Source organism: Micromonospora sp. GCM10011541, assembly GCF_042650725.1.
Classification (GTDB): Bacteria; Actinomycetota; Actinomycetes; order Mycobacteriales; family Micromonosporaceae; genus Micromonospora; species Micromonospora sicca.
Map to the genome: position 1 here is coordinate 1 of NZ_JBHSBP010000014.1, position 10,824 is coordinate 10,824.

The following is a 10,824-nucleotide window of genomic DNA, read 5'->3' on the forward strand; positions in this document are numbered from 1 at the left end:
CGGGCCAGCTTCACCACCGCCCTGAACACCGCCCGTGACCAGATCGTGCACGCCGCCGGCGTCGTCGCCGAGACCGTCATCGACCTGGTCGGCGTCATCGGCGCTCAGGTCCTGGCCAACCTGCTACCCGAGCGCCGCCTACGCACCAAGACCCGCATGATCAAACGCTCGAACTCCAAATACCAAGCCCGCGGCCCAAACATCGACCGACGCAGCTACAAAGCCACCACCAGCATCGACGTCATCAGCCCCGACCCTTGACACGCCAACCGCCGCCCTAACTGAACGGCGTTGGGACTAGTCTTCGCCGCTGCGCCGGGGGCCGGCTGCCGCAGGCTGGATGGGATAAGTGCTCATGTCTTCTCCTTCCCTCGCATTTGCCACAGGGTGGGCGTGAATGCCCACATCTGCAATCGTTATGCCTGGTCGGCCGCGCGGTCCGCTCGTCCCCGTCGGGTAGGCGCCCCGGGGCGGCGAATGGCCGGGGGCTCGTCGGGTACGCGGGGCGGTGACAGGCGAGAGGAGGACGACTCGTGCAACTCACTGAACAGCAGGTGCGTTCGCTGTACGGCCAGGACGTCCAGGACCAGTCGGGTGCCAAGATCGGCAAGGTCCGCCAGGTGTGGGCCACTGCGGGCTACCCGGCCTGGGTGAGCGTGCAAACCGGCGGCGGCCCTGAGCCCATGGCCCCGCTGGGCAACGCGCAGATGCAGGAGGGGAAGCTGATGGTCGCCTACGACAAGGCAACCGTCCAAAGCGCCCCGAGCGTCGAGCCTGGCAACGACCAGCCGCTGACCGCCGAGCAGACCGCGCAGCTGTACGCGCACTACCGCATGCAGCCGCAGCAGACGCCGCAGGCCCGCGAGGAACTGATCCGCTCCGAGGAACGGCTGCGGGTGGGCACGGAAAGCCAGCCTGCGGGCAAGGCGGTACTGCGCAAGAAGATGGTCACCGAGAACGTGCACACAACCGTGCCGGTCGAGCACGACGAGGTGTACGTCGAGCGCGAGCCGATCACCGCCGCGGACGCGGGCAACGTTCGCGCCGACATCGGTGAGGCGCAGCAGGAGATGCAGCTGCGCGCCGAGCATCCGGTGGTGGCCAAGGACCGGGTGCCGGTCGAGCGGGTCCACCTGACCAAGAACGAGGTGGTCGAGGACCAGCCGATCGACGAGCAGGTCCGCCACGAGGAGGTCGAGACGAACATCCCGGAGCCCAGCCGCCGCCGGCGGTAAGCGCCGAGGCACTCCTCGAGCAGGCGCCCATGGGCGTGCGGGTCACACGACCCGTCCGCCCGTCAGGCTAGGGTTCTAGCCGACGAACTCGGGGTTCACCATCGCGCCTCGTTCACCTTTGGTTGCAGCGGGCAAGTCACCGCCCAGCGCACATATGGCACACGGCCAGCCGCTACCTCTTCGCCCATGGCCTGTCGGGATTCCGCGAGTCGGCGCGGCGTGCCGGCGGACCGACCGGGTATGCGGGGGATCGCAGTTCATGCGACAGGAGGGACATCATGCAGAAAACCCTCGCGGTCGACCAGGTCAACATCGGCAGTGCCCTGGTCGATCTATGGCGGGCCGTGCTGCTCTTCGTTCCGAAGGCGGTCGCGTTCATCGTCATCCTCGTGATCGGTTGGCTCGTCGCCCGCGCCGTCCTGAAGATCGTGGACAAGGTACTGGAACGGGTGGGCTTCGACCGCGCGGTCGAACGAGGCGGCGTGAAACGCGCGCTCGAACGCACCAAGTACGACGCCAGCGACATCCTGGCCAGACTGGCCTACTACGCGGTCCTGCTGTTCACCCTGCAGCTCGCCTTCGGGGTCTGGGGACCAAACCCGATCAGTGACCTGATTCGGGGCGTCATCTCGTGGCTGCCGCGAGCCTTCGTGGCGATCGTCATCGTGGTCGTCGCCGCCGCCATCGCCAACGCGGTGCGGGACCTGGTCACCGGCGCGCTCGGCGGGCTCTCGTACGGGCGGGTGCTGGCCAACCTGGCGGCGGTCTTCATCCTGGCGCTCGGCATCATCGCCGCGCTGAACCAGGTGGGCATCGCCACCACGGTCACCACGCCGGTACTGATCGCGTTCCTCGCCACCGTAGCCGGCATCCTGATCATCGGCGTCGGCGGTGGCCTCGTGAAGCCGATGCAGACCCGCTGGGACCGGTGGCTCGACCGCATGGCGGAGGAGTCCCGGGCCATCCGCGAGCAGCGGCAGGCGCAAGGCGCCGGCCGCGCCGACTACGAGCGGCAGATGGCCGACCGGGGCGCACAGCCCACCCAGGTGATACCGCAGTCGTCCGTGTCCGGCACCCAGGGCCGGCAGCGCGGCACGTAGCGGTCCGGCAACGTGAGCGACGAGACCCAGCAGTTTCGCCGCCCAAACCCGTGAGAAAGGGTGTGCCCGCATGCGGGCACACCCTCGCCGGAACCTCATCTCGGCGCTTCCCGACGGCGCTTCCCACGGCAGAGGTAAGTAACTTGCCATTCCCGCTGGCCGACTCGTCTGGCCGTCGCGCGCGGCGCTCAGCGCGATCCGCCATCCGCGCGCCGCACGGACAACCGGCCCCGCCACCCGTTGTCTGCCGCAACGTGGAACAAGGTGACCAAGGCACCAGCGGCGCGATCCGGACCCGTTCAGGCGCTACCAACCCCCGGCGGTCACGGCCATCCGCGCGCGACCCTCGCACACCTCTACAAGGGATAACCCTCGTCGGAGTCGGCGACGAGCGGGCGCGGCTAGATGACTGCTGGGCGACGGGGCGACGGACATCCGCTGCTGTCGGCGGCGGCCCCCTGATGGTCCGTCGTCCCGTCACCACACGCCGAAGGGCGGGGCGGCAAGGACGCTAGACCTGCCGACGCGGGAACCCCTTCGGGCGACATGGTGGGAGCGGCGGGCCCGGCACCACTTCCGCGCCCGCCGCTCCAACGCCCGTGACAGTACCGACCGGTGCCGTGCGCGGGCAGGCCGTTGGGCGTTTGTCACCCGGCCGTGACGTGCTGCGACGGGTGGCCGGCGGCGGCCGCTACGGGCCCGGAGGTACCTCCCGGGCCGTTCACCGATTTGTGACTTATCGCCTCACCCATCTGGCATGCCCTGGTTGTCCTACTCGGCGACGATGAGTGCATGTCTGCATGGAACAACTGGTGGGGCCGGCTCGCCGCGGTCCTTGGTGCGGTCGTGCTCTCGTTGTTCGTGCCGGTCGCGGCCTGGGCGTCCACGGGGACCGGCGAGCGGGTGGTGGAGGCCGCCGGGCGCAGGCCGCGGGGCGGTGCGGGCCTGCTCTGCTGCCTGGTGGTTATCGCCGTGGTCGTGCTGCTGGTGCTGTGGCTGGTACGCCGCCGACGGGGCAGGCCGCGCTGACCCGGTCGGGCGGCAAGGCCAGGGCGAACATGACTGCCGTCGTCCGTCGTAGCCGTCGTACCACCGCAACCTCTCCCCAGCATGGTCGCCGGCCCCACGGTCGGCGGCCCCGGCGGCCCGCGTTAGCGGGACGGCGCGCCGGGGCGGGCGACCGCTGGCACTCTACTGATGCGACCGCTGTCACGCGGTGTAGCCGAGTTCGCTGAGCAGCGGCTCGGCCTGGCCGAGGACGTCGGCGAGATCCTGCTCGCAGGCCGTTTGCCGGCCGCCCTGGGGACGACGCCCACCCCGACCAGGCCGTAGCGCCCTCGCGTGCGCGCCCTGACTCGCTGCCCGGCAGGTGGGCCCGCACCAAGAGGCGACCCACGACAAAGGCAACACCACCGAGCAATACCATCGACGTTCGCCTATCAGTAAGGTGATCATCAAGCGCGACGCCCGCTGGACCGAACCGGACGCCCCGGAACACGCCGGACCGGACCGGACGTAGGGGATGCTCGTCGGACGAGCAGCCACCGAGCAGCCACACGTCCACAAGGGACGGACAAGCAACGAGCCTGACCCGCGTTTCCACAGGTCAGGCTCGTTTGATCTTGTGCGCCCGAAGGGACTCGAACCCCTAACCTTCTGATCCGGTGCGCCGTGAGGCGCTGTTGTTCGAGTGGAGGTGAAAGACCGCCACCGTCTGCCTGTCGCAGCAGGTGGGCGTAGCTGAGGGCAGCCTGTTCCGGGTGGTGCCGGGACGGGTGGGAAGCGGCCCTGACAAAGCCGGGACGTGCCAGCACTGCCAGATGGTGCGGGTCCGGCGAGCGAGACGAAGAGGAGTACGCGAGGAACCGGCGTCAGTACGTCCCTTAATGGGTTACCGGCTCGAACCTGGTGGATAGGGGCCGGATGGCGGTGCTTCCCCGGTCGCATGCGTGGTCGGGGAGCTTCCGGGCCGGACAGGATCGCCGGTCCGGGAGGCCGTGGGGAAGGTCTGCGGCGTACCCATGGCAAGGCCGCAGGGGCAAAGTCGGGCTCCTCCTTCGACGAACGAGCAGCAGTGAACACGGGAACCACCCGACCACAGCTCCCGGTGTCGCCCGCATCCAACGGACGGTCCGGGATAGGCGCACCGACCGCCGAACGGGCCGGGTGGGGCGGAGCCGTCGTAGTACTCCGAGCCGGGGAGAGCCCGGCACATGGGGAAGGGCGGCAGCGGTTACGCGAAGGGATGGATGCTGTAATGCCGCAAGACGCGCCGCCGAACGGCGACGCCCGCCCGGACGAGAGTCCGGTTCGGCGGGTAGCGGAGATGCAGGCCAAGCTTCATCGTTGGGCGGCGGCCGATCCTGGCCGCCGGTTCGATGACCTGTTCGCGCGCCACGAGGCGCCACTGTGACCGAGTCAGGGTGAAAGGCCCTGGCCGCTGGGCTGTCGCAGCAGCCTGGTTGAAGCTGAGGACAGCCTGATCCGGGAGACGCCGGGGAGGGTGGGAAGCAGTCCTGACAACGACGGGACGTCCTGGTACTGCCAGACGGGACGGGTCCGGCAAGCGAGACGAGAAGGTGTACGAGAGGAACCAGCGGTTGAAGCTCCGTAAGCGTCGAGCCGACTCTAATCTGGTGGATCTGGGTCGGTATGCCGTGCGCGCCCGTCATGAACACGAGGCGGGCGGCTCCGTAGCCGGAGTGAATAGGCCGGTGGGGAGGCCATGGGGAATGTCTGCGGCGTACCCGTGGCGAGGCGGTCGGGGTATAGCTGGGCATCTCCCTCGTCGATCGGTTCGTGGTGAACGTGGGAACCACCCGCGGTCGCCCTCCCTGCGGCCCGGCCAGGGCGCAGGTGGGCAGGCCCGTCGTCGGCTGACGACCGCGTCGTGGGGCGGAGGCCTCGTAGTAGTCCGAGGGCGGGAAAGCCGTCCACATGGCGAAGGGGGCCAGCAAGCTGGCAGTGCGGATGCTGGAATGTCTGGAGGCTGCTGGTGAATTCCGGCGCGCCGCAGCTGGAGTGGCCCTTGCTGGGGTCGGCTGAGCTGCGGGTACAGAAGATCCAGGCCAAGCTGCACCGGTGGGCGACCGACGATCCGGATCGCCGGTTCCACGATGTGTTCAACCTCGTCCATGACCCCGCGTTCCTGCTGGTCGCATGGCAGCGGGTGCGGGGCAACCGGGGTGCCCGGTCGGCCGGCGTGGACGGCCATACCGCGTTCTTCATCGAAGCGCGCCGAGGCGTAGAGCCATTCCTCGCCGAGATCCGCGACCAACTGAAGACGCAGCAGTTCCGTCCCTTGCCGGTCCGGGAGCGGATGATTCCGAAGCCGGGCGGCAAGCGACGCCGACTGGGCATCGCCACCGTGCGAGACCGGGTCGTGCAGGCGGCGTTGAAGCTGGTCCTTGAACCGATCTTCGAGGCTGACTTCCTGCCCTGCTCATACGGCTTCAGGCCGAGGCGCAGGGCGCACGACGCGGTCGCTGAGGTCCGCACGTTCGCCGGTCCACCCCACCGCTACGAGTGGGTGTTGGAGGGCGACATCACGGCCTGCTTCGACGAGATCGACCACACCGCCCTGATGGGGCTGGTGCGGCGGCGGATCACGGACAAGCGGGTCTTGGCGCTGGTCAAGGCGTTCCTGAAGGCCGGGATCTTCAGCAAGGAGACCGGCCTGCGGGAGTCGCGCGAGGGCGCACCCCAGGGTGGCATCCTGTCACCTTTGCTGTCCAACATCGCGCTGAGCGTGCTCGACGAGCACTTCGACCGCATCACCCGACACCGACGAAGCCTTCCGCGTAGTCAGCAACGCGCGCTGCCGGTGTTCCGGCTGTCGCGTTACGCCGACGACTGGGTGCTTCTGGTGAAGGGTGAACGGGTCGACGTCGAGGCGTTGCGCGACGAGGCGGCGGCGGTGCTGGCCACGGTCGGACTGCGCCTGTCGCAGGCCAAAACCGTGATCACCCACATCGACGAGGGCCTGGACTTCCTCGGCTGGCGCATCCAGCGTCACCGCAAGCCAGGCACGGCCAAGAGCTATGTCTACACCTACCCGAGCAAGAAAGCCGTCAAGGCGGTCACGGGCAAGGTGCGAACGCTGAGCCGGTTGAACCGGAACCAGCCGCTCGAAGTATTGCTGCACAACCTGAACCCGGTGCTACGAGGCTGGTGCACCTACTTCCAGCCCGGGGTGTCCAGCGCGACGTTCGCCTACCTGCGCGGCTTCACCTGGCGCAGGGTGATGGGCTGGCTGCGCCGCAAACACCCCGGGATGACGTGGAAGCAGCTGCGCCGCCGCTACTGCCAGGGCGGCTGGTGGCCGTCCGACGGTGACGTAGTGCTGTTCAACCCGACGCGGACGCGCACGACCCGCTACCGCTACCGGGGTGCCGCGATCCCCACGCCGTGGGCGAGCGCGAACTGATCACCGGACACCCCTCGGGGCTTGTGGAGAGCGGATGCTCGGCCAACGGGCACGTCCGGTTCGGGAGGCGGGCCGCAGAAACGGACCAGTCGAAAGACCGGCACCGCGCTGCGGTCCGACCTCACAACCTCGTGCACGACCCGGCGACGCTGGTCATGGCGTTCGACCGGGTCGCTGGTAACCGGGGCGCCCGCACTCCCGGCGTCGACGGCCTGACCGTCGACCATGTCGAGGAGTCGATCGGCGTCCGCGGGCTCCTGACCGACCTGCGTGCCCGGCTCAAAGCGGGCACGTTCCGGCCACTGCCGGTGCGGGAGCGCAAGATCCCGAAGCCCGGCGGGTCGGGCAAGGTCCGCCGACTCGGTATTCCGACCGTGGCGGACCGGGTCGTGCAGGCGGCGCTGAAGCTGGTGCTGGAGCCGATCTTCGAGGCCGACTTCGAGCCGGTCTCCTACGGTTTCCGACCCCAGCGGCGGGCCCAGGACGCGATCGCCGACATCCACCTCTACGGCACCAACGGGTACCGGTGGGTGCTCGGCGGACATCGAAGCGTGCTTCGACTCCATCGACCACACTGCGTTGATGGACCGCGTCCGAGCACGGGTGAAGGACAAACGCGTGCTGGCACTGGTGAAGGCGTTCCTCAAAGCCGGAGTGCTCACGGCTGGGCCAACTACTTCCGGCACGCCGTCGCCAAGCACACCGTCCACACCCTGGACCGGTTCGCCTGGCAACGGCTGATCAGGATGCTGATGCACCGACACCGCTGGAACTGGAAGGCCGTCCGCAGACGATTCACCACGCCAACCGGCAGGTGGCTGCCCATCACCGCGGACGGGACCGAGCATCGACCGATAGCGGCCATCCCCGTGACCCGCTACCGACGACGCACGATCCCCGGCCCCTGGCCTGCACCCGACAACGCCTGACGACAGCAACCGTGGAGAGCCCGTTGCGCGGAGACGCGCACGGCGGGTTCGGCGAGCGGCCTGGAGAAACGGACCAACGGCAACGCTGACACCGCGCTCCAGGCCGACTCAACTAGTCCGATGCTCCGTATCCGCTGGTAGCAGGGTGACCGGGCACCGACCCGACGCTGAACCAGCGCACCGATTGTCGGTGTGTCAGATGATCTCTGCTGTGCTCGGAATGTGCTCGGTGAGTCGTGGGTACCGATGGGCGGCCGCGGTCACGGCCGGGCAGCGGTTGGCACGGGTCGGACCGGCGGGCATCGGTGTGCTCCATGTGTGCTCCGCTGGTCGGAGCAGCGGGCGGCTGGCGCCCGTGAGCACACGCGGGTACTCCTGGGTGCTCCTGGGCACCCGCTGGCAGGTAGGCTGGGCCATCGCGCCCTCGTAGCTCAGGGGATAGAGCATCGGTTTCCTAAACCGTGTGTCGCAGGTTCGAATCCTGCCGGGGGCACCTTGAAGATCAGCGAAAACGCCGCCTGAGCTGGCAATACCTACGGCGCTCGATTGGTCAACGTGCGCAGCCGTAGGTCACTGGACGCGGCCGTTTGTCATAGGTCGCGGAATATGCGCGGAATGATCTTGAGGGCGCCTGCCCAGGTCAGCCGGGGTGTCCGGGGCAAGATCCGGAATGGCGGCCATCATACGGGCCAGGCCACGCCGGTCAACGCCTCGTCGATCCGGCCGTTGACGGTGGCCGACGACCGACTTACTCCAGGCGCGCTTGCTCGGGAGATCGAGGCTTTCACGCCGTCGCCCGACCTTGGGTGGACGACCGCAAGTGTGCTCGACCTACTGCCCGACGGCTCGACGATCGGGTGGGAACACGCGGACCCACCCGAAGGTGAGTTCAACCGCGCCCACGTCCTCAGCTACTTCCAGCAGAACAACTACCGGCTGCCGGTCCACCCGGCCACACTGTGTATCCGCAAGGAGTTGGCGCTGGCGCTCGCCGGCTGGATGGCCCTTCCTGGTGGCGAGGACACGGGTCTCCTGCTTGCCGTGTCCGTGATCGCCGATGGCTACTTCATCGGCAAACCCGGCCTGCTCTACCGCAAGCACCCTCACCAGATTACGGGCCAGGCCGACTGGACAGAGCCGGGCGAGTGGGCGCCTCGTATGCGTCTGATCGAGGCTCGCGCTCTGGCGCTTCGGGGGCTCTGGGAACAGCGATGAACCCGTCATACCCGAAGCGGTCGAGCAGGACCGGTACAACTAGCTAGACCGGGCGCGTCCCACCAGACGCTTGGCATGATCATCAAGACGCGTCGCGGAGGCCCTCACGGTCCGCGACAGGGGCGCGCATCGCGGCAAGAGAGGGCGTATGGAGCGGTGGTTCGCCGAGCTGACCAGCCGCAAGCTGCGCAGGTCCAGCCAGCGCAGCCTCGCCGATCTCGAAGCTGACGTGCGGCAGTATCTGTAATGCCCCAGCGTGCGGAATTGTCAGCCGACCTCAGCCAAGCAGACCCGGATCAGGCGGGTCGGCCGTACGCTACCGAGAGTGAAGTGGTCACGACTTCCCATTGCGCTGGGGGCTGCCCTGGCGCTGACCGCGTGCCATACCGCGTCAACACCGCCCGCCCACTCCGCCACGGTTACGGCGTCTCGGTCGCCGGCTGGAGCTGCCGAGATCACGTTGGCCTTCGCGGGCGACGTGCAATTCGCCGACCGTACGGCTCGCCTCCTGAGTAACCCGGCGACCGCGTTCGGGTCGATCTCGTCGACGCTGTCCGCCGCAGATGTCGCGATGGTCAACCTGGAGACCGCGGTCACGACGCGCGGCACCGCGGAGCCGAAACGATTTCACTTCCGGGCGCCAGTGAGCGCGTACGACGCGCTGAAGGCGGCCGGGATCGACGTGGCGACGATCGCGAACAATCACACACTGGACTACGGGCGGGTCGGGCTGGCCGACACCGTGGATGCGGCCAAGGCCGCCCGGTTTCCGACTGTTGGAGCGGGCGACAACGCGGCAGGGGCGTTCGCTCCGTGGATCACCGAGATACGCGGTACGAAGATCGCGTTCCTCGGCTTCAGCCAGGTCTTCGAACTGTGGACGTCGTGGAAGGCAACCGACAACCAGGCCGGCATCGCGATGGCACGGGACCTACCACGCGCGGTCGCGGCAGTGCAGGCCGCTCGGAAGCAGGCCGACGTTGTCGTCGTCTACATGCACTGGGGCCAGGAGGGCGACTCGTGCCCGACCGACGAGGCGCGCGCACTCGCCGGTGACTTGGCCACGGCGGGAGCCAATATCATTGTCGGTGCCCATGCCCACCTGTTACTCGGCGACGGTCGGATCGGCAACACCTTCGTCCAATATGGACTGGGCAACTTCCTGTGGCGCAGCGACGACGCGTACAGCAACGATACCGGCGTTCTAAAGGTGACCCTACACGGCTCGGCGGTCGAAAGGGCAGAACTGGTGCCGGCGCTGATCTCCCGACAAACCGGACAACCAGAGCTGGCCCGTGGGAAAGACGCGACCCGGATCTCCCAGAAGTACAACAACCTACGCGCCTGCGCCGCACTCGCCGCGACGGGATCTGCCTCGGCCCGACCCGGCGGATGACCCCGGTACTACCGCATCATGCTGGCGGTACTCCACGAGATGCCGGGTTCTGGCGATGATCTTGTGGTCGGCTTGATGCGGTCATGCGCCAGGAGAATCCGTTTGCGGAGCAGATTGAAGCTGGCTTGGCCGTACATCTGCCTCGTCCAAGACGTTCGAGCGGCAACTGGCTGAACAGGGCATCGAGCTGCTCCGCCCGTCACGCAAGCGCGAGAAGGCCCGCTACGGCGAAGCGATGCTCAAGAAGGTCCGACAGTTGATCGAGTCGGTGAACGACACCCTCAAGGGCCAACTCGACCTCGAACAACACGGCGGTCGGACCTTCGGCGGAGTCGCCGTCCGCATCGCTCAACGCCTCCTCGCGATGGCTGCCGCGATCTGGCACAACAACAGAACCGGAGCACCCGTCACCCGATCCCTGATCGCCTACGACCACTGACCGGGATTCGGAACTACTCGTCTAGGTGACTGGTGTTAAACGATGGCCGTCACCGGCGTGGCGGCCATCGTTTTCTGTCGATTG

8 protein-coding genes, 1 tRNA gene and 1 pseudogene are annotated in these 10,824 nt (G+C 68.0%); all 10 read left to right on the forward strand.

What is annotated here, in order from left to right; all coding sequences use genetic code 11:
• A pseudogene (locus tag ACFOYX_RS08355) lies at positions 1-261 on the forward strand (transposase); the annotation flags it as partial.
• Positions 262-533: 272 nt separating this feature from the next.
• The gene (locus ACFOYX_RS08360) at positions 534-1,235 is read left to right on the forward strand and encodes a PRC and DUF2382 domain-containing protein (RefSeq protein WP_322444015.1); all 702 of its coding nucleotides are present in this window, start codon (positions 534-536) and stop codon (positions 1,233-1,235) included.
• Positions 1,236-1,513: 278 nt separating this feature from the next.
• A complete protein-coding gene (locus ACFOYX_RS08365; protein WP_322444016.1) occupies positions 1,514-2,335 on the forward strand; it encodes a hypothetical protein in 822 nt (273 codons plus the stop codon).
• 792 nt (positions 2,336-3,127) lie between these two features.
• The gene (locus tag ACFOYX_RS08370) at positions 3,128-3,364 is read left to right on the forward strand and encodes a hypothetical protein (protein ID WP_109800584.1); all 237 of its coding nucleotides are present in this window, start codon (positions 3,128-3,130) and stop codon (positions 3,362-3,364) included.
• Between the two features lie 1,966 nt (positions 3,365-5,330).
• Positions 5,331-6,761, forward strand: coding sequence for a group II intron reverse transcriptase/maturase (gene ltrA / locus ACFOYX_RS08375; protein WP_322444017.1), 1,431 nt, complete (start codon positions 5,331-5,333; stop codon positions 6,759-6,761).
• A gap of 155 nt (positions 6,762-6,916) precedes the next feature.
• On the forward strand, positions 6,917-7,690 hold the full coding sequence (locus ACFOYX_RS08380) for a group II intron maturase-specific domain-containing protein (protein ID WP_322475179.1): 774 nt from the start codon (positions 6,917-6,919) through the stop codon (positions 7,688-7,690).
• A 420-nt stretch (positions 7,691-8,110) separates the two neighbouring features.
• Positions 8,111-8,183, forward strand: a tRNA-Arg gene (locus ACFOYX_RS08385).
• Positions 8,184-8,305: 122 nt separating this feature from the next.
• Positions 8,306-8,905, forward strand: a complete 600-nt coding sequence (locus ACFOYX_RS08390; protein ID WP_322444019.1) for a hypothetical protein — start codon at positions 8,306-8,308, stop codon at positions 8,903-8,905.
• Between the two features lie 325 nt (positions 8,906-9,230).
• The gene (locus tag ACFOYX_RS08395; protein WP_322444020.1) at positions 9,231-10,301 is read left to right on the forward strand and encodes a CapA family protein; all 1,071 of its coding nucleotides are present in this window, start codon (positions 9,231-9,233) and stop codon (positions 10,299-10,301) included.
• 256 nt (positions 10,302-10,557) lie between these two features.
• Positions 10,558-10,740 carry a hypothetical protein gene (locus tag ACFOYX_RS08400; protein WP_377533866.1) on the forward strand — a complete coding sequence of 61 codons (183 nt, stop codon included), beginning with the start codon at positions 10,558-10,560 and terminating at the stop codon, positions 10,738-10,740.
• Positions 10,741-10,824: the final 84 nt, after the last annotated feature.